General features: G+C 31.2%; 15 protein-coding genes. 8 read left to right on the top strand and 7 right to left on the bottom strand.

Going from position 1 to position 19,078, the window contains the following annotated elements:
• Positions 1–134 precede the first annotated feature (134 nt).
• The gene (locus tag ACY2IJ_RS01915) at positions 135–1,655 is read right to left on the bottom strand and encodes an NAD(P)H-hydrate dehydratase (protein WP_476725482.1); all 1,521 of its coding nucleotides are present in this window, start codon (positions 1,653–1,655) and stop codon (positions 135–137) included.
• Between the two features lie 102 nt (positions 1,656–1,757).
• Between ACY2IJ_RS01915 and ACY2IJ_RS01910 the strand changes: the two genes are divergently transcribed.
• From ACY2IJ_RS01910 to ACY2IJ_RS01885, 6 genes are all read left to right on the top strand, one after another.
• Positions 1,758–2,618 (top strand): hydroxymethylglutaryl-CoA lyase, encoded by an 861-nt coding sequence (locus ACY2IJ_RS01910; RefSeq protein WP_476725481.1) that lies wholly within the window; start codon positions 1,758–1,760, stop codon positions 2,616–2,618.
• Between the two features lie 135 nt (positions 2,619–2,753).
• Entirely contained in the window at positions 2,754–3,878 is a 1,125-nt protein-coding gene (locus ACY2IJ_RS01905; RefSeq protein WP_476725480.1) for a DUF4856 domain-containing protein, read from the top strand.
• 89 nt (positions 3,879–3,967) lie between these two features.
• The gene (locus tag ACY2IJ_RS01900; protein ID WP_476725479.1) at positions 3,968–5,089 is read left to right on the top strand and encodes an imelysin family protein; all 1,122 of its coding nucleotides are present in this window, start codon (positions 3,968–3,970) and stop codon (positions 5,087–5,089) included.
• Positions 5,090–5,091: 2 nt separating this feature from the next.
• Entirely contained in the window at positions 5,092–6,450 is a 1,359-nt protein-coding gene (locus ACY2IJ_RS01895; RefSeq protein ID WP_476725478.1) for an HTTM domain-containing protein, read from the top strand.
• Positions 6,431–8,884, top strand: coding sequence for a TonB-dependent receptor family protein (locus tag ACY2IJ_RS01890; RefSeq protein ID WP_476725477.1), 2,454 nt, complete (start codon positions 6,431–6,433; stop codon positions 8,882–8,884). Before ACY2IJ_RS01895 ends, ACY2IJ_RS01890 begins: the two co-directional genes overlap by 20 nt.
• Positions 8,885–8,887: 3 nt before the next feature.
• Positions 8,888–9,328 carry a heme-binding domain-containing protein gene (locus ACY2IJ_RS01885; protein WP_476725476.1) on the top strand — a complete coding sequence of 147 codons (441 nt, stop codon included), beginning with the start codon at positions 8,888–8,890 and terminating at the stop codon, positions 9,326–9,328.
• 54 nt (positions 9,329–9,382) lie between these two features.
• On the opposite strand, the gene ACY2IJ_RS01880 is transcribed toward ACY2IJ_RS01885, so the two are convergent.
• Together ACY2IJ_RS01880 and ACY2IJ_RS01875 are read right to left on the bottom strand one after the other, a co-directional pair.
• Entirely contained in the window at positions 9,383–9,871 is a 489-nt protein-coding gene (locus tag ACY2IJ_RS01880; protein WP_476725475.1) for a DUF2271 domain-containing protein, read from the bottom strand.
• Between the two features lie 4 nt (positions 9,872–9,875).
• Positions 9,876–10,778 (bottom strand): DUF6607 family protein, encoded by a 903-nt coding sequence (locus ACY2IJ_RS01875; RefSeq protein ID WP_476725474.1) that lies wholly within the window; start codon positions 10,776–10,778, stop codon positions 9,876–9,878.
• Positions 10,779–10,875: 97 nt separating this feature from the next.
• Between ACY2IJ_RS01875 and ACY2IJ_RS01870 the strand changes: the two genes are divergently transcribed.
• The gene (locus tag ACY2IJ_RS01870) at positions 10,876–13,029 is read left to right on the top strand and encodes a TonB-dependent receptor plug domain-containing protein (RefSeq protein ID WP_476725473.1); all 2,154 of its coding nucleotides are present in this window, start codon (positions 10,876–10,878) and stop codon (positions 13,027–13,029) included.
• Between the two features lie 11 nt (positions 13,030–13,040).
• Positions 13,041–14,552, top strand: coding sequence for an HmuY family protein (locus tag ACY2IJ_RS01865; RefSeq protein WP_476725472.1), 1,512 nt, complete (start codon positions 13,041–13,043; stop codon positions 14,550–14,552).
• Between the two features lie 69 nt (positions 14,553–14,621).
• On the opposite strand, the gene ACY2IJ_RS01860 is transcribed toward ACY2IJ_RS01865, so the two are convergent.
• From ACY2IJ_RS01860 to ACY2IJ_RS01845, 4 genes are all read right to left on the bottom strand, one after another.
• A complete protein-coding gene (locus ACY2IJ_RS01860; RefSeq protein ID WP_476725471.1) occupies positions 14,622–15,674 on the bottom strand; it encodes an imelysin family protein in 1,053 nt (350 codons plus the stop codon).
• Positions 15,675–17,093 (bottom strand): di-heme oxidoreductase family protein, encoded by a 1,419-nt coding sequence (locus ACY2IJ_RS01855; RefSeq protein WP_476725470.1) that lies wholly within the window; start codon positions 17,091–17,093, stop codon positions 15,675–15,677.
• Positions 17,094–17,157: 64 nt separating this feature from the next.
• Complete coding sequence (locus ACY2IJ_RS01850; RefSeq protein WP_476725469.1) at positions 17,158–18,378, bottom strand: imelysin family protein; 1,221 nt, start codon at positions 18,376–18,378, stop codon at positions 17,158–17,160.
• 71 nt (positions 18,379–18,449) lie between these two features.
• The gene (locus tag ACY2IJ_RS01845) at positions 18,450–18,797 is read right to left on the bottom strand and encodes a hypothetical protein (protein WP_476725468.1); all 348 of its coding nucleotides are present in this window, start codon (positions 18,795–18,797) and stop codon (positions 18,450–18,452) included.
• Between the last annotated feature and the right edge of the window lie 281 nt (positions 18,798–19,078).

Here is a 19,078-nt window from a genome sequence, read left to right as displayed (position 1 = left end):
ATGAAATCAATAATTTTATGAACCCTAAATGTACAAAACCCTAAAGAGAGGTTAAAACTTAATTCCAGTTAGTTTTAGTACTATTGTATATTGATTTATAAAAATTATTTGTCGACCTAAAAAAGTAAAATCATTTAAACAGTAGTTGCAATAGTTGTTGTTTTTATATATGCTTTAGATATGTTTTGAACAAGATCTGTTGCTATTAAAGAGATTTCTCCTGTTGTTTCCGCAGACAAATCACCAGACAAACCATGTATATACACTCCTAAAATTGCAGCTTGAAGTGGAGAATATTTTTGAGCCAACAACCCTGTAATAATTCCTGTCAACACATCACCACTACCAGCAGTTGCCATTCCCGGATTTCCTGTGCTGTTAAAAAACAATTGTCCTTTTGTGTTGCACAGCACAGTATGCGCTCCTTTTAAAACAACAATGCAATTGTATGTTTTTGCAAACTGTTTTAATTTTTCTAGTTTTTCAAAATCATTTGTAAAATCACCCACCAAACGTTTAAACTCTTTGGGGTGTGGTGTTAAAATACTGTTTGCGGGTATTTCTTTAAACCACTCTTTGTTTTTTGCTAAAATGTTGATTGCATCAGCATCTATAACCATAGGAGTATGAGTTGTTTTAAGTACCAAGTGTAAAAAACTTTGCGTATTAGGGTGCATTCCTAAACCAGGTCCAATACCAATGGTTTTGTTTGTAGAAATATAATTTCCTTCCAAATAATATTCACAAGGGGTGTTTCCTGTCCACATAGCTTCTGGAACCGTAGTTTGTAATATTTGCATTCCACAATTTGGCGTATAGGCAGTTACCAAACCTGCACCTGCTCTTAAACAAGCTTTGGTTGCCAAAACAACAGCACCAATTTTGCCAAAACTTCCTCCAATAATTTCTGCGTGTCCAAAATTTCCTTTATGTGAAAATTTAGTTCTGGTTTTTATTAATTTTTGTGCAAAATTAGAATCTACATAAGTAGCATCTGTTTCTATGGTATTCTTGTAGTTTTCAGACAAATTAATAAACATTACAATCCAATTCCCTACATAACTTGCAGAACTAGGTAGTAAAAAGGATTGTTTTGGGGCTTCAAAAGTCAACGTTGTATTTGCTTTTAAAATAGTTTCTTTGTCAGAAAAATAAGATATTTCGCATGGCAAACCAGTAGGAATATCTATCGCAATTTTAAAATTATCACAAGCATTTATAATCGTTACCAAAGTTTTGCAAAGCTTGTCTAAAGGTCTATTAATTCCCAAACCTAAAATAGCATCAATCACTAGGGTGTGTTTAGGAATTGGGGGAATGTGTTTTTCAGAAATAATGGTTCTTATTGTGGTTATTTCTTTCAATCTTTTTAAGTTTTCATCAAACTCAAAAGAGGTTTTTGCAGTATATTTTACCAAATAAACGGTTACAGTATATTCTTTATTTAACAAAAGTCTAGCAATAGCCAAACCATCTCCACCATTATTCCCCATTCCACAATAAATGGTAAAATGTTGCGTTTTTGTATATCTAGAAACCAGATAATTAACAATTTGTTGCGCAGCTCTTTCCATTAAAGCAACAGAGGTAATTTGTTGTTCTTGAATTGTATAAGTATCTAATTCTTTGATTTGATGTGGATTAAAAATTTTCATAGAAAAGAATCTTTTGATTAAAATTAGGGATTTCTTTTTTAAAATTTACATTGTTTAAAGTTTATAAAACGTATTCAAAAGAAGCTTATTATATTTGATATTATGATAGAGCCACAACCCGTAAAAATCATTGAATGTCCTAGAGATGCCATGCAAGGCATTAAAGATTTTATTCCTACAGATTTAAAAGCAAAATACATCAACGCTATTTTACAATGTGGTTTTGATACGGTTGATTTTGGTAGCTTTGTTTCTCCCAAAGCCATTCCTCAAATGGCAGATACAGCACAAGTATTAAGCAAATTAGATTTAACAACCACAAAAAGTAAATTACTAGCCATAGTAGCCAATGCTCGTGGGGCAAAAGATGCTTGTGCATTTGAAGAAATAACTTATTTAGGATATCCTTTTTCTATTTCAGAAATTTTTCAAGTTAGAAACACCAATAAAACCATAGCTCAGAGTTTTGAGCTTTTAAAAGAAATTATTGAAATAGCACACAAGCACAACAAACAAGTGGTTACTTATTTGAGTATGGGGTTTGGTAATCCTTATGGAGATCCTTGGAATGTAGACATAGTAGGGCAGTGGGTAGAAAAATTATCTGCTATTGGTGTAAAAATCTTATCATTATCAGACACCGTAGGTTCTTCTACACCAAAAGTTATTACCCACTTATTTTCCAATTTAATTCCAGCATATCCTAAAATGGAATTTGGAGCACATTTACACACAACTCCAGACCAATGGCACGAAAAAATTGATGCAGCTTATAACAGCGGTTGTCTTCGTTTTGATGGTGCTATTAGAGGTTACGGCGGATGCCCTATGGCCACCAATGCTTTAACTGGAAATATGCCTACTGAAAAAATGCTGTCTTATTTTACACAACAAAAAGTATCCACAAACATACAAACTCTTCGTTTTGAAAGTACCTACAATGTGGCTTTACAAGTTTTTTAACAAAAAAAAAACAACGAAAACAATTTCGTTATTTTATTTATAATAAATTAAAATAAACTTTGCTTATTTAGAATTGGTCTGTATATTTGTAGCCGTAAATAAATAACAACTTAAATTAAGTCTAAATAAGTAGCAATGAAAATTACAAAGTTAACATTAGCCGTATTAGTAGCAGCAGGAGCTGTATTTACATCATGTTCTAAAAGTGATGATAAGATTGATGAATTGTCGGAATATAAATTTACCAGAGATGGTAAATCTACAGTAGACTATTCTGAACAAACTGTTTTATTAAAACAAGCCTATGAAATTGGTGCAAAATTATCAGCACCAGAAGATCCTGCTCTTACAGTAGCAGATATTAACAATCGTTTTAAAGAGGGAACTAATTTTAGTGATGCGGATTTAAACGGGTCTAAATTAGTTGATTTTGTAGCCTCAACTTCTCTTGCAGATTTTGATACATATATTTCAGGTCAAATAAATGATGTTTTTGCTAGTAGTAAAGATGCATCAGCAGGTGTGGCTGGAAAGTATGTTTCAGGTAGTAAAACTCGTTATTTTAACGAAAAAGGATTGGAATACGCACAAGCTTATTACAAAGGGTTAATTGGTGCCTTTACTTTAGATCAAATTGTAAATGTAATTCTTAGTGATGTTAAAACAGCAAGTAATACAGTTATTGCTGGTAAAAACTATACAGAACAAGAGCATTTGTGGGATAAAGCTTACGGACTTTTGAATGGGATATCTGAAGATGATTCTGATTACAGAGATCGTTTTTTAGGACATTATTTAGAAGAAATTCAAGGACAAGAAAACTTTAAAAAAGTAAAATCTGTTGTTGATGCAGCACTTATTTCAGGAAGAGCAGCCATTGTAGCAAATAATGAAACTGCTTTAGATGCAGCCATTAAAACTTTAAGAACACAATTGTCTATAGTACCTGTTGTTAGAGGGTTGTATTATTTAAATAATGCTAGACAAACAGCTGGAAAGCCTGAAAGTTTTCACGCTTTATCAGAAGGATATGGATTTATTCATTCTTTACAATATACCTATAACGTAGCTACAGATAAGCCTTATTTTACTAATGCTGATGTTGAAACTTATATTGGTGTTTTAGAAAAAAATGATGGATTTTACGACTTAACTAATGGAGGGATCTTGGATGATTTAATGACCCCAATTTATAATAAAGTATCAGGTGACTTAGGTGTTGGTACTATAGAAGAAGTTGTGGCTAAAGCCGTAGAATAATATTTAAGATATACACATTGAAGAGAAGATAAATTTGTGAATTCAAATTTATCTTCTTTTTTAGGTTAAAGATTTAAGGATTAGGTAGTATGAAAAAATGGATCGCAATAGGACTTTTTATAAGTAGTTTATTTTCTTGTGTACAAGAAAATACTAAAGTAAGTACTGATAATTACAATAGACAAAATTTATTGAAAAACTGGGTAGATCATAGTGTTATTCCCTCTTTTGTTGCTTTGGAAACTAAGGTAAAAGCTATGCAAAACACCAAAAATAATTTTGGGAGCAATGTAACACAAGAAGACTTAAACAAATTAAAAACCGATTTATTTGAGGCACAAAAAGCTTGGCAATATGCGGCTATGTTTGATATAGGACATAAATTTGAAGATCTTGCTTCTTTTCGTTTGTTTACAGGAAATTATCCTATAGATCCTGATATGATTAAAAAGCAAATAGGAACAATTCTTGATAAAAATGAAAAACGTTTTACTTCTTCTATTTCTATAGCGTACCAAGGATTAAATACCATTGATTATTTAGTCAATAGTAATACCTATACTAGTTTCGAAAATAAAACAAATTATCAATTGTTTTTAAGTAGTGTTATTGATGTTCTTTTGACAAGAGTTAGCGAAAGAAAAACCTACTGGGAAAACAACAAAACAAGTATTATTAATAATACAAATAAAACTGCTACTGGTTCTTTTAGTATTATGATTAATGATTATATTTCTTATGCCGAACAAGAACTTAGAACTGCTAAAATAGGAAATCCATCAGGTACTTTTCCTAATAGTAGTCCAACAGAAAAAGTAGCCAAAGATGTAGAGTCTTATTATAGTTCTGAGCATTCAAAAGCTTTGTTTGTAGAAAATTTAGAGGCTTTTAAAAATTTGTTTTATGGAGCTTCTTATGATGGAACTAAGATTAGTGGTAGTGGAATACAAGAGTATTTAAATTTTTTAAATGCTGATCTTGCTATTGGAAATCAAACGATTACTTTGTCTAAATATATAGAAAAACACTTTGAAGATATTGATGCGGCAGTTGCTGTTTTAGACAATGATTTTGCTAAACAAGTAGAAACTGATAATGCGAAAATGGTAGCGCTTTACAATGTATTACAGGATTTTATTCCTTTGTTAAAAACCAATATGATGCAAGCCTTAAATATTAGTATTGATTATCAAGATACAGACGGAGATTAAAAATGAATCGATTTCAAACATACATACACACAAAAAAAACAAAAGCAGCTACATTGGCTGCTTTTCGTATTCTATTTGGAGTTTTAATGCTTACCAGTCTTATCCGTTTTGTGGCTATGGATTGGGTAGAGCAATTTTATGTATTGCCTAAATGGCATTTTAACTATTATGGATTTGGTTGGGTAAAAACGTTGGGAATCTATACCTACGGATTGTTTGTTCTAGCAATGTTGGCTTCTGTAGGAATTATTTTAGGTTACAAATATAGATTGTCCATCATTTTATTCTTTTTAAGTTTTACTTACATAGAATTGATAGACAAAACCACCTATTTAAATCATTATTACTTTGTGAGTATTTTAAGTTTTTTATTATGCTTTTTGCCTTTAAACGCTACCTTTTCTTTAGATACTCGTAAAAAAGAAATACAATATACTTTTGTTCCTAAATGGACGGTTGACAGCATAAAACTACTTTTAGGTATTGTGTATTTTTATGCAGGTTTGGCCAAACTAAATTCCGATTGGTTGTTTAGAGCCCAACCTTTAAAAATTTGGTTGTCTACCAAAACAGATTTACCCATTGTAGGACCATTTATGAATCAGTCTTGGTTTCATTATACCATGAGTTGGAGTGGTGCTTTGTACGATTTAACCATTCCGTTTTTACTTTTAATCCGTAAAACAAGACCTTACGCATTTGTTGCTGTAGTAATTTTTCATGTATTTACTAGAATTCTTTTCAATATTGGAATGTTCCCGTACATTATGATTTGTGCTACGCTTATTTTCTTTGATAGTAACTTGCATGAAAAGTTCTTAAAACAGATTCAAAAATCGTTACGAATTCCTAAAAACGTTAAGGTTTGTTTACAAGAAAGTTACCGTTATAAGCAACCTAAAAATATCCTATTTATAATTAGTCTATTTTTTACAATTCAACTATTTTTGCCCTTCAGAAATTTGTGTTACCCTGGTGAGTTATTTTGGACAGAACAAGGGTTTCGTTTTTCTTGGCGAGTAATGTTAATGGAAAAAGCGGGGTACACTACCTTTACAGTAAAAGACAGTGTGTCGGGAAAGCAATTTCACGTAAAAAATTCCGATTTTTTAACCTCTTTCCAAATCAAACAAATGAGCTTTCAACCCGATTTTATATTGGAATATGCGCATTTGTTAGGAGATCATTTTAAAAGCCAAGGACATCAAAATATACAAATTTTTGTAGAGAGTTATGTAGCCTTAAACGGTCGTTTGAATCAACTTTACATCAACCCAAAAGTTGATTTGTATAAAGAAAAAGAAGGCTTTCATAACAAAACATGGATTTTACCCTTAAAAGATGAAATTAAAGGATTTTAGTATACTTATTCTATTTGTATTGTTTGTACAATTTGGTTATGCTTATCAAATAACTTTTAAATTGATAAATGCAGAAACCAACAAAGCCATAGAAGGAGTACAGGTTGTGCAAGGAACAAATACTTATATAGGAAGCACCAATCAGAATGGTGTTTTAAAAGCCAATTTTAACCAAAACAAAGTACATTTAATGTTCTTTTATTACGGTTATGCAACTGTAGAGCAAGATTATAATTTCACCAAATCACAAGAAATTACTATTTCTTTAGCTCCTTTAAAAGAAGAATTATCGGCTGTTGTGTTAAATGCAACAAAAAGAATTAACTACGGATTAACGACACTAAAGCCTGTAGAAGGAACCCATATTTACGCAGGTAAAAAAACAGAAGTTGTTAATTTAGATTTGGTAAGTGGTAACAAAGCCAATAACAATCCTAGACAAATTTTTGCTAAAGTTGCTGGACTAAATATTTATGATAGTAACGATGGTGGTTTGCAATTAAATATTGGAGGTAGAGGATTGGATCCTAATAGAACCGCCAACTTTAACACTCGCCAAAACGATTACGATATTAGTGCCGATGTGTTAGGATATCCGGAAAGTTATTACACAACACCCACAGAAGCTTTAGAGCAAATTCAAATCATTCGTGGTGCAGCATCTTTGCAATACGGAACTCAATTTGGTGGATTGATCAATTTCATCACCAAAAAACCTGTAGATAAACCTATAGAATTTATAACAAGACATACTATTGCCTCTTTTGGAACCTTAGCGAGTTTTACATCGGTTAGTGGAACTATAGATAAGCTAAGCTATTATGCATATTACAACAGAAAAGAAGGAGATGGTTTTAGACCAAATTCAGATTACAAATCCAACAATTTATTTGCACACATAGGGTATCAGTTTACCGAAAACACAAAAGCAAGTTTCGAAATTTCTTCTTTTAATTATGTGGCTCATCAACCTGGAGGATTGTCTGATGTACAATTTTTAGAAGATCCTACGCAAAGTTATTTAAAGCGTAATTGGTTTGGAGTGGATTGGAAGTTGTACAATTTTAAGTTAGAGCAACAATTGACCGATATTTCTAGACTAACGGTGAGTGTATTTGCATTGAATGCTTCTAGAAAAGCTATTGGATTTAGAGGAAATCCTAATAATGTTGGAGGAAGTGTTTTTAATCCTAGTGGAGATGAACAAAATAGCAATGGAAGTTATCTTTTTAATAGAGATTTAATTGTTGGGAATTTTAAAAATTACGGAATGGAAACTCGTTTTTTATCGAGTTATTCTTTTGGAAAACAAACTAATTATTATTTATTTGGAGGTAAAATTTACAAGGCCAACAATAGTCAAAGACAAGGAGCAGGAAGTAAAGGTGTAGGTGCAGATTTTTCTTTTGATGAGCTGGCTACCCAGTACCCTAATCAGAATGAGTTTAAGTTTCCAAACTTTAATGCTTCGTTGTTTGGAGAGCATATTTTTAATGTTAACAATTACTTGAGTATTACTCCAGGTTTTAGGTTTGAACATATTAGTACCAAATCTGATGGAAATTATTTTGTTTATAATACGAATCGACCTAATTTAAGTTTTAATGTAGATGACAATAATGAGTTTGTCCGCAATTTTGTATTGTTAGGCTTAGGGATTAGTTACAAACCTAGTAAGGTTTTTGAGTTGTACGGTAATTTTTCTCAGAATTATCGTTCGGTTACTTTTTCTGACATTAGAACAGTCAATCCAACATTTAAAATAGATCCTAATATTACAGATGAAACAGGTTATACTGGAGATTTAGGTGTAAGAGGTAGGATTGCTAAAAAATTCTCTTACGATGCCAATATATTTACCTTGGTTTACGGAAATAGAATAGGACAGGTGTTGAACAACAGAGCTCAGTGGGTACGTAAAAATATAGGAACTGCTTTTATTTACGGATTGGAATCTCTGTTGCAATGGAACCTTAAAGAGACCTATTTTAAAGATCATAAAAATTTAAAGTTAGATATTTTTACTAATCTTGCTGTAACTAGATCTGTATACTTAAAATCTGAAGAAAATGGAGTGGCAGGAAACGAAGTTGAATTTATACCTCTCATCAATTTAAAAACAGGAGCTAGTTTTGGGTGGGATAATTTGTTAGGAAACATTCAGTACACTTACATAAGTGAACAATTTACAGATGTGACCAACTCTCCGTACAACCCAAACAATGATGTAAACGTAATTGGTGCCATTCCTTATTACGACATTTTAGACGTTTCTCTTTCTTATAAATTTTCTAAGCATTTTCTTTTAGAAACAGGAATAAATAATATATTAGACAACAATTATTTTACACGTAGAGCAACTGGGTATCCTGGACCTGGAATTATTCCAGCAGAACCTAGATACTTTTACGGAACCTTAGAAATTAAATTTTAAATTATGTTGAAAAAAATTTTAATTGGACTTGTTGTTGTATTTATAGCCATACAATTTATAGGTACAGAAAAAAATGAAGCAGAAACTTTTGAAGTTGATTTGTTTGTAAATGAAACAAAACCTAGTAAAGAAGTTCAGAGCATTTTAGCCGCTAAATGTTACGATTGTCATTCTAACAAAACAGCGTATCCTTGGTATGCCAACATTGCTCCCGTTTCATTTTGGATCAACCATCATGTAGAAGAAGGTAAAGAACACCTAAACTTTTCGGGTTGGGCTGCATATGATGCAAAAAGAAAAAAACACAAATTACACGAAGTAGAAGAAGAGGTAGAAGAGGGGAAAATGCCTTTAGAATCTTATGAAAAACTTCATGGAGAACTAACAAAATCAGAAAGTGAATTGTTAGTGGCTTGGGCTAAAAAAGCCATGTCTAATTATTAAAGACATTTTTAAAATCATAAAAAAAGGTTTGATACACTGTATCAAACCTTTTTTTTATGGAGTTTCTATCAGCCTAACATAATTAATAAACCCCAATCCTTTTATTTTTTGATTCAAGATTTGGTCTGTAAATTCTATTTCTACATCATTTTTGTAGTATTCCTGATCTTCTACAGCTGTTTCAAAACGAATTTTATAACCTTTATTTAGTTTATCGGCATCTAACGCTAATACACTCATACCACGTTTTCCACCGCTTAGTGTAGCTCCAGTAATGGCATCTATATTGTTTCTTTTTTTTCCATAAAAATCCCACCATTCAGAAATGTCAAAATACCAATCGTCATCATCTCCATGTACATATAAAGTTTGTTCATAAACTCCGTTAGGGTTTAGTAACGAAACCACAACATAAGCTCCTTCTCCTACGTAGTTTTGCATTTGAATCAAACATTTGTATTTGTTTGGAGTTGGACTGGTAGCAAATCCAAACAAACACAATGTAATGACTAAGAATAATAAATGTTTTGTTCTTATTTTCATCTGCTTATTTTACAAAATCCTCTATAATCTTATTAATTTTTTCTGGAGATTCATAATCGTCAGAAAATAAATATTTGTATAATAATTTGTTGTTTACTTTGGCCTCTAAGTGCAAATCTTTATTTCTACCATAAACCTCGTTCCACTTAGCACGAACAACCGCCCATTTGTCTTTATTTTTTGTCCACCAATCTTGGGCTGCCTTGCATTTTTCATCGGCTACTTTTCTGTAGATATTGTACCCTTTTTCATGGGCAATGATGATATCTTCTTTTCCTTTTTCTCTAATTATTTTTGCATTGTCTTGATCGTGAATCCATCCTGTATTAGTAATCTCATGACGATTTCCTCTTAACGTAATATTATAATCGCTACGTTTGGTGTATTCTCTTCTTGGTAATGGAGCTGTAGTTGTGTTTTCCCAATACGTTTTTCCATCTACATGCACCCAAGAACCAGTTCCTTCGTATCTAGGACTGTCATCTACCTGATAGACTTTTTGTGTCCATTGGTTGTTTACTTCTTTTTTTGATTTCTTTTCAAAATTCCAAACTCTATCTCCGTTATACATATAAAAATCTCTGTTTTCATACAACCAATCTTGTCGCCAATGTTTTACAATAAAAGGCTTGTTTGGTGGACCTACTTGTAGTAAATGTTGTATGGAAATATGGTCTTTATCATCGGTTACCAATTGAGCCCATTCTAATGCTGTTTCGTTTTGTTTGGTTTTAGAGGGCTTGTACAATGAATCTTTGCTATACTGAAATGTTTCGACAAAATTAAAACTGACTTCAAAACAACCACACATTTCTTTTATGGCTTTTCTGTCTTTCTTTTTTTGGGCTTGCACATTTCCCACTAGGGCAAAACTCAGCAAAAAGCTGGTTATCAAAAACTTGTTCATTTACTTTAATTTTTAAGAATTTATTTGCCGACAAATTTACTAAATTAATTTAGATTGATTTAAAATAGTTTATATATTTGCTGAAAATTTATTTGGAATGGATATAAATAAAAAACATCTAGTCTTGTTTTTAGTCGTCTTATCAACAAAAATAGTTGCGCAACACAAAGCGTTTATAGATAGTTTAGAAGTAGAAGCTTTAAGTGCAGTAGTGCTTACGCACAAAGACAATGTAATGTCTTTAAGTAAAAAATTGTTTACGGTACAAGAGCTTAAAAAAGAAGATTTAGAAAAAGTTGCAGCCAATAATTTAGCAGATTTATTAACTCAGAACTTAAACATTACCATTATTCCAGATGCTGCAACAGGAAAATCAACCATTAGTATGTTTGGTTTGGATGGACAATATGTAAAAATTTTATTAGATGGTATTCCTATTGCAAATGACAATGGAATAGGAAACAACATAGACATAAGCCAGTTAAATATTGAAGATGTATTGCGAATTGAAGTGGTTGAAGGTTCTATGGGTGTGTTGTATGGAGACAATGCCGTGGCAGGGGTTATTAATATTGTTACCCAACGCAAACAAAAAAACAAATGGCAAATTCAAGCATCATTACAAGAAGAAAGTATTGGTAAAGAATATAATTTTTCAGACAGAGGTCGTCATGTTCAAAATTTAAAACTTGCTCATAATTTTAACAAGAACCTTAATTTAACTGTAGGGGTTTCTAAAAACAATTATCAAGGATTTTACAATGGTTACCAAGGAAAAAACTATGTAAACATACAAGACGGAGTTGTAAAAAACGATACTTTAAGAGGAACTGAATGGAATCCTAAAAAACAAACAACCTATTTTGCCAACACCAATGTAGTATTAGGAAAACACAAGTTGTTTTACAAACTTCAATATTTTGATGAATCTGTTTCTGTGTACGACAAGTTTGTTACAGGTAGAAAACAAGATGATGGAAGCGTAAAAGCAACAGCAACAGATGAAATGTTTACAACCAACAGATGGGTAAACAACTTAACCATATCGGGACCTTTAGCAGGAAAAACGAATTACAATTTGTTTTTTTCTCAACAAAACCAAAAACGATATTATCAAGAATTTGTTTACAATATTTTATTACAAGGCATAGAAGGATACAACACTAATGCTTTAAGCCAGTCTAGCAATGTATGGTTTTCTAAAGTTTTTGTAAACAATATCCTTCCTAAATCAAACTATTTTAATTTACAATTAGGATATGAATTTTCTTGGCAAAAAGGATTTGATGCTATTGCTACAGGAAGTTATTCTGAAGATGTTGTAGAAAATCAATTGAACAATTATGATTTTTTTGGAATAGCAGATGTAAACATTACTCCCAAATTGTCTTTTTATCCAGGAGCTAGAATAACCAACAATTCCCAATTTGGAAATAAACTTATTTGGTCATTATCATCTACCTACCAAATTACAGAACAATTGCATGTAAAAGCTGTGTTGGGTTCTGCATTTAGAGCTCCTAATTTTAGTGAGTTGTTTTATTATTTTGTAGATGCCAATCACAATGTACAAGGAAACCAACACCTACAACCTGAAGATGGAATTTCTCTTCTTTTAAACATTCACAAGCAAAGTTATTTTTCCAATCAAAGTAGATTAAAAACCAGTTTAAAAAGCTATTATTTTAATATTGAAAACAAAATTGCAGATGTAACTCAGGTAGAAGAGGACGGAAACAACCTGTTTACATTTGCTAACATAGACAATTCTAAAATAGCTGGAATTTCTTTAGAAAATAACTTTCAATACAAAAACCTATCCTTAGGTTTAAGCGGAACGTATTTGGGTACAGCCACCTCTATTAAGGCATTAAACCTATCTAACTCAAATTATTTATGGAGCTTTAATGTGCAATCTCACATCAACTACACTATTCCATTGTTAAGAACTACGTTGTCGGGTCAATTAAAATATACTGGAAAAAGACAAGTGTTATTAGGAAACAACACCGAAGAAAACAGTGTAGAAATTGGAAAAACCGATTCTTTTACCTGGATAGATGCTTCTATAAGACACAAACTTAACCAATATGTACAATTAACTTTTGGAGCTAGAAACTTACTAAATATTGTTACTGTAAATGCATCGGATGTAACGGCAGAAGCTCATCAAAACGCAGCAAACTCTAGACTTTTTGGAAACGGAAGATCTTATTTTTTAAAATTATTATTCACTTTAAACCTAAATTAAAATCAATCAAAATGAAAAAACAATTATTTATAAAACTATTATGTGCACTGTTTGTCTTTAGTTCTTGCAGCAACGATGATAGCAACAATTTAATAGATTTTACCGTCTCTTTTACAAATACATCTACAAGTATTATAGAAGGTGAATCGGAAATAGATATCGATTTAAATTTTTCTAGAGCCGCTTCTACCTCTGGAGTTATTGATATTTCTTATACTGTAGAAAATGCTGTTTATGGAACAGATTTTACCACAAATCCTTCTGGAGAAAACGGAATCATTTCAATTCCTGTAGCCTCCGGAGATAGTAAGGCTAGTATTACCTTAACAAAATTTACAGATCCTATAGAAGGAACCTCTAGAAGTATTGATTTTACAATTGCCTCATTAGAAAGTGCAGGATGGGACTATGGAGCTAACAAAACCATTAACGTTAGTTTTACTCCAGTGACTTCTACAGGAGCTGTGATAGATTTATTAACAGGTGGCTCTACACAACCCAACCAAAGTTATATAGATTTAAGTACCGGTAAGCAAACCGCTGTAAAAAGAGATACTTGGGAAATTGCAGTTTATAATGGTACAGAAAACAGCGTGTTTTTAAACTCTTCTTTATTAGTAGCCGCAGCAGAATTAAAAGGAAAAACAGATTTATTAGCTATAACAGAAGCTAGTGATTTAACAGAAACACTAACGTTAAACTCTTGGGGAGCACCTACGGAGGTAACTACAGTTTCTGAATTATTGGTGAATTTACCTGTAGGATATTCTCAGTTTAGCAATGTAGAACAAGGAATTGTATTTACAGATTCTAAAGAAGGAAATGTAAACGAAACTGCTTTTTCAGAAATTTCTACCACAGATAGTGAAAACAACGTATACATTGTTTCGCTTGGTTATGAAATTCCTACCGATGCTGCAGAACCAGGAGCCATAAAAACAACAGGAGAACATAGAGGTTTTGTAAAAGTAAGAGTCTTAACCGATGGAGATTCTTATACCATTCGCTATGCTGATTTAAATGAAACAACTACTTATAAAGAAATTGTTGTACAAAAGAATAGTAATAAAGTTAAAACAGCCATTAGTTTAACAAATGATGCTGTAGTAGAAGTAGAGCCAGAATCTTCTAAATGGGATCTTAACTTTTCAGGTGTATTTTCTTACAGTTCGGGAGGATACGGATTAACATATTCTGATTACGGATTACACAACTCTTTAGGAAATGTTGTTTTGTACCAAGTGTTGACCTATGAAATAAAAGATGATGTAAGAACAAATAACAATGTACCTAGTTACACCCAATTTTCTTTAAGCGATGTAGATACTAGTGCTTTTGTATACAACAACCAAGCAGTGATTGCAAGCGATTGGAGAAATAGTGGTGATGGTATTGCTAAAGATGATAGATATTATATTGTAAAAGATGCTGATGGAAATATTTATAAATTACGATTTACTGCCTTATTAAGTAGTAGTGGAGAACGTGGACATTCACAATTTGAATATGAAAAACTGAATTAGACAAAGTTTTCTAAAAAAAGAGGTTGCTATAATAACGACCTCTCTTTTTTAAAAATATATACTAACATGTTAATCTCCATCATTATCTGTAGGTAAAACAGTTAAAGACAATGTGCTATTCACATCTACAGAAAATAAAACAACCAACTCTCCCAATGCATTATAAATTGGTTCTACACTTGTAGGATCTGTAAGAATAGCATCATATAAATTGTTGTCAAAATTTTGAATTAATTGTTCTAAATTCTGAAATTTTAAAGCTATTTCTGAACTTATTTTTCCCGATTTATCTATTGAATTGACTATAGAAGCTAAATTGGTATCGCTATTTTGATATACATATTTTACTTCTTCTAGCATTGCTTTAATTAAAAGCAAAGAAGATTTACTTCTATAAGCTTCTAAATTCTCTGGCACCACTTTATCCGATTTTTCTAAACCTGCTGCTTTTCCTATTTTGGTAACTCTCGTGATATCTAAAATATTAATCAACTGATTAAATGTTAAACATTTAGCATTTTGTGTACACAAACTTCCATTGTAGTTTACATAAATTTCTAAATATTCTTGTTCCCAAGTTGTTTGCAACAAATCTACTTGCCTAAGTAATTCTTTACCAATGGCAAGTAAATAATCTATTCTATAAGAATCGTTTGTTAATGAACTAAAAGCATTGTTACTATATAATAAATATTCTATAGCTCCTAATCCTTTAGTTCCAGTACTCTCTTTCCTTAAAAAATCAGTATTATATGTTGTTTTTTCAGAAATATTACTTTCAATAGCCAATGTGCTTGCAGGAAAATTATAAATATTAATATCAAAAAAACGTTCTTTAATCAATCCAAAATTATAAACCCTTGCTTTAGAATATTGCTGGGCACAAGCTAGCCATTGAGATTTTACCAATTCAAAATCTTCTTGATTTTTTGATTTTTGAAAGTTTTCTATATATTCTATTTGTTTATTTACGTTTTCTTTTAATAATGAGATACTTGGAGCAATATTGTTTTGATAGTAATTCTTATAAAATTCTGTATTTAAAACTTCATTATTTGGAGTATTGTCATTTTTACAACTAGCTAATACAAATAGTGTAATTATTAAAATGTATTTATTCATTTATAGCGTGTTTAAAAACTTTAGTAATTGATTTCTTTCTTTTTTAGATAAATTCATAAAAGCATTTTTAGATGTATTTGCTTCTCCGCCATGCCAAAGAATGGCTTCTTCTATGTTTCTAGCTCTTCCATCGTGTAGTAAAAAAGTATGATTATTTACCATTTCTATTAGTCCTAATCCCCATAATGGCTGTGTTCTCCATTCGTTTCCATTGGCTAAAAAATCACCTCTATTATCTGCTAAATCACTTCCCATATCATGTAATAAAAAATCAGAATAGGGTTGAATAGCTACATTTTCTAACAACGGTAAAGTAGGGTAGTTGTTCCCTGTTGTAAAATTGGTTTGATGACATTTTATACAAGCCAAATTGTGGAATAGGTTTTTACCTTTTAAAACATCTAAGTCTTTTACATCTCTACGCTTAGGTACTGATAATGCTGCTTGATAAAGTAAAATTCTACTAAACTGCTTGTCGGATACTTCTACATTTTCTCCAGGATTGTTTCCATTAGCTATTTTAGAACAGTCTATTCCATTTGGACAATTTTCATTGGGAAAAATAGAGCTTGTTAATCCCATATCTCCATTAAAAGCTCCTGAAATTTGCTGTGCCAAAGTAGGCTGATTGGCTTTCCATCCGAATTTACCTATGGTTCGTTTATTCTCTTTGACATTCCACACATAATTTGCTTTCCCAGAAATTCCATCACCATCAACATCATTAATATCTTCATTTTTTAAAATACTAACTTCAGAAAGTGCATCTACAAAACCCAACCCTATAACTTGCTGGCCTACTCTTGGCGAGGTTTCTACATTGGCTAAACTTCCATAATTTTCGTGTAATAAACTATATGTTGGTTTTCTTAATTCATAAGTGGTACCATCGGGATAAGTTCCTTTTATAATTTGAAAGTCTACTTGAATATCTGCTTCTGGCAACACATTTAAATTAGAAGCATCTTGTAATTGATCTCCATAATTAGGAAAAGGAATAGGACCCGAAGTAGGGGAGTTTCCTTGGCTTAATCTAATTAAAAAACCTTGTGAACCAATGTTGTTTTCTAATTTAGGAATACCACGTCCATCTCTTTGATGACAAGTACTACAGGCTCTTGCATTAAAAATAGGCCCCAATCCGTCTCTAGTTGTTGTAGAGGCTGGAGATGACACCCAACTTTGATCGAACATTGCGTTTCCTATACCAAAAAAAGCAGTTTCGGTATCCGACAAACCAGGGACACCTCTTCCAAAAGCTTTGTCTGCTGTAAAAGCATCTGTAGATAAATTAGAAACTAAATTTTCTTCCCCCTCTTGATAATGGGTGCTGATATACACTTCATCATCACTCAAGCCTACTTCTGTAGAGCAAGAAAAGAGAAAAAATGTACTAATTAATAAATTTATATTTTTCATATTCTATAAAACGACAAAAACTGAGACTATTTTTTAGTCTCAGTTTTTACATAAAAAAAGATTGTTATTCTCCTATAGAAATACTTGTTCCTAAAGAGGTTGCTACTTCTGCTATTGCACTTCCTTGTGCTTTTAATGCTGATGATAATTGACCTGCAGGACCTTTACTACCTATAGATTCTTCTGAAATTATTTCGTCAAAATTCTTATTTAAAGACAATAGTGTATTTAATTTAGAAATGGTTGTTTCTGCAGAAGTTTTTAAGTGTTCGGCAGCACTTACACTAACTTCTTTTGTTAAATTTATTAAAGAAATTCCCGAAATTTTAGTTCCGTTTTCTCTTTTGTATTCACCAATAATTACATTGTTTATTCCATGCACATTTGCCCACATATCTTGATTTGTGTTGTCTGAAAAACAAGAATGTTCATTTTCTTGATCTTCATCTATAGCAGGATCTAATCTTTCTGCAGCAATTTCTCCGTTGGAAATAAATCCTATTCCATTTAAAATGTTTTTTAATGCTTTGGTCTTGTCCATGCTTTCAAATTCAGTTCTATAAGAACCTCCTTCTTTCCAAACATCTTTTAAATCTTTAAGATCATTTACTAATAAATTGGTTACAATTTGTAAATATTTTTTTCTTCTTTCTGCAAAATCAGCCGTTGTATAATCTGTATAAGGTCTTTCTCCAGATACTGAATAATCTGTTTGATGACTACTGTTTACATTAAAATCTTGTCCCCATAATAAAAATTCAATAGCATGCCATCCTGTAGAAATGTTAGGATCTCCGCCTTCTTCATTTTTTGCAATAAGGTTGGCTTCTGTCAATTCAAACGTTTCATTTCCAATCAATCCATTATTTACATAACTGTGTGTGTTAGAATCAAAAACATAATCAATGTAATTTTCATCTAATGGCCAAGCATTAATTTGTCCTTCTATTCCTAATAAATTTTTGTTATCTATAGGTCCATTAGCTTCTCTAAAAGCTTCTGTTTGTCCGTAATAATCACGTGCATATAACCATGAATTGCGTGCTGCTATTAAGTTAGATTCACTTGGAGTTGCTATAAAAGCATCAATTTTTGTTTTCATTGCCAATGCAGTTGTGTAGGCATCTTCGTAATTGGCTGCAGCTATTTCTGCATAATTTTCAATAAAACCATTTTCTGTAATGGTTAAATTGTTTTCACCGCTATCATCATCGTTGTTACATCCAATCATAATTGAGGTAATAATTACTAAGGTTAGTTTTGTTACATTTTTAAAACAATACATGCTTATTTAAATTTTGTTAATATTAATTTTGTAGCAAATGTATAATTATTTAGATTTAATAAAAATAATATTTAGTTTATTTTATATTTTTCTAAAATTTTGTCCATAGAGAGTTTAAACTCAGTTCCTTTTAACAAATCTTTTAGTTGTAATAGTTGATTGAAACTTAATTGCATTCTAATTTCTGTTTGTTTAGCTTGGTATACCACCATTTTATTTTCTAAATCTGGTGGACAAGTGCAAGTACTATGGTAGTTAATAATTGTTTCTGTAGACGTAACAAATGAGTTTAATTCTTTGCTATTAATCATAAATGAAATTTGATGTATTTCTAATACAATTAATGGAGAGTTTTCTGAATTTAGAGTTTTATAACTTATTCCTAAGTTGTTTTGATATATTTTATCTAAGGTTTTCATGAAATATTTTTTTTTTCAAAAATAACATTTATTTTTATTTAGAATTAATAAAAATAAATATATTTGTAGCATTATACTAAGTGTCTTGTATAAGATTTTATTGTTTGTTTTTGTTTACCAAATAAGCCTTCTAAATTTCAGAAGGCTTATTTTATAGGTGGTGCAATAATTAAAAATTAGGAACTATTTATTTTAAATAAATCTAAATAGTTTATATCTTTGACATTCTTTTAAAATGAACAAAATCATTGAAATAATGGTTCTATAAGTTGCTTAAAAAG

It is taken from the genome of Wenyingzhuangia gracilariae (assembly GCF_056387575.1).
This window is presented reverse-complemented; position numbering and strand designations above follow the sequence as displayed.

Coding starts and splice junctions, on each gene's coding strand:
- ACY2IJ_RS01880 (WP_476725475.1), bottom strand. CDS start 9,871: ATGAAAATAAGAACAAAACATTTATTATTCTTAGTCATTACATTGTGT.
- ACY2IJ_RS01885 (WP_476725476.1), top strand. CDS start 8,888: ATGTTGAAAAAAATTTTAATTGGACTTGTTGTTGTATTTATAGCCATA.
- ACY2IJ_RS01875 (WP_476725474.1), bottom strand. CDS start 10,778: ATGAACAAGTTTTTGATAACCAGCTTTTTGCTGAGTTTTGCCCTAGTG.
- ACY2IJ_RS01895 (WP_476725478.1), top strand. CDS start 5,092: ATGAATCGATTTCAAACATACATACACACAAAAAAAACAAAAGCAGCT.
- ACY2IJ_RS01890 (WP_476725477.1), top strand. CDS start 6,431: ATGAAATTAAAGGATTTTAGTATACTTATTCTATTTGTATTGTTTGTA.
- ACY2IJ_RS01900 (WP_476725479.1), top strand. CDS start 3,968: ATGAAAAAATGGATCGCAATAGGACTTTTTATAAGTAGTTTATTTTCT.
- ACY2IJ_RS01860 (WP_476725471.1), bottom strand. CDS start 15,674: ATGAATAAATACATTTTAATAATTACACTATTTGTATTAGCTAGTTGT.
- ACY2IJ_RS01865 (WP_476725472.1), top strand. CDS start 13,041: ATGAAAAAACAATTATTTATAAAACTATTATGTGCACTGTTTGTCTTT.
- ACY2IJ_RS01855 (WP_476725470.1), bottom strand. CDS start 17,093: ATGAAAAATATAAATTTATTAATTAGTACATTTTTTCTCTTTTCTTGC.
- ACY2IJ_RS01905 (WP_476725480.1), top strand. CDS start 2,754: ATGAAAATTACAAAGTTAACATTAGCCGTATTAGTAGCAGCAGGAGCT.
- ACY2IJ_RS01915 (WP_476725482.1), bottom strand. CDS start 1,655: ATGAAAATTTTTAATCCACATCAAATCAAAGAATTAGATACTTATACA.
- ACY2IJ_RS01845 (WP_476725468.1), bottom strand. CDS start 18,797: ATGAAAACCTTAGATAAAATATATCAAAACAACTTAGGAATAAGTTAT.
- ACY2IJ_RS01910 (WP_476725481.1), top strand. CDS start 1,758: ATGATAGAGCCACAACCCGTAAAAATCATTGAATGTCCTAGAGATGCC.
- ACY2IJ_RS01850 (WP_476725469.1), bottom strand. CDS start 18,378: ATGTATTGTTTTAAAAATGTAACAAAACTAACCTTAGTAATTATTACC.
- ACY2IJ_RS01870 (WP_476725473.1), top strand. CDS start 10,876: ATGGATATAAATAAAAAACATCTAGTCTTGTTTTTAGTCGTCTTATCA.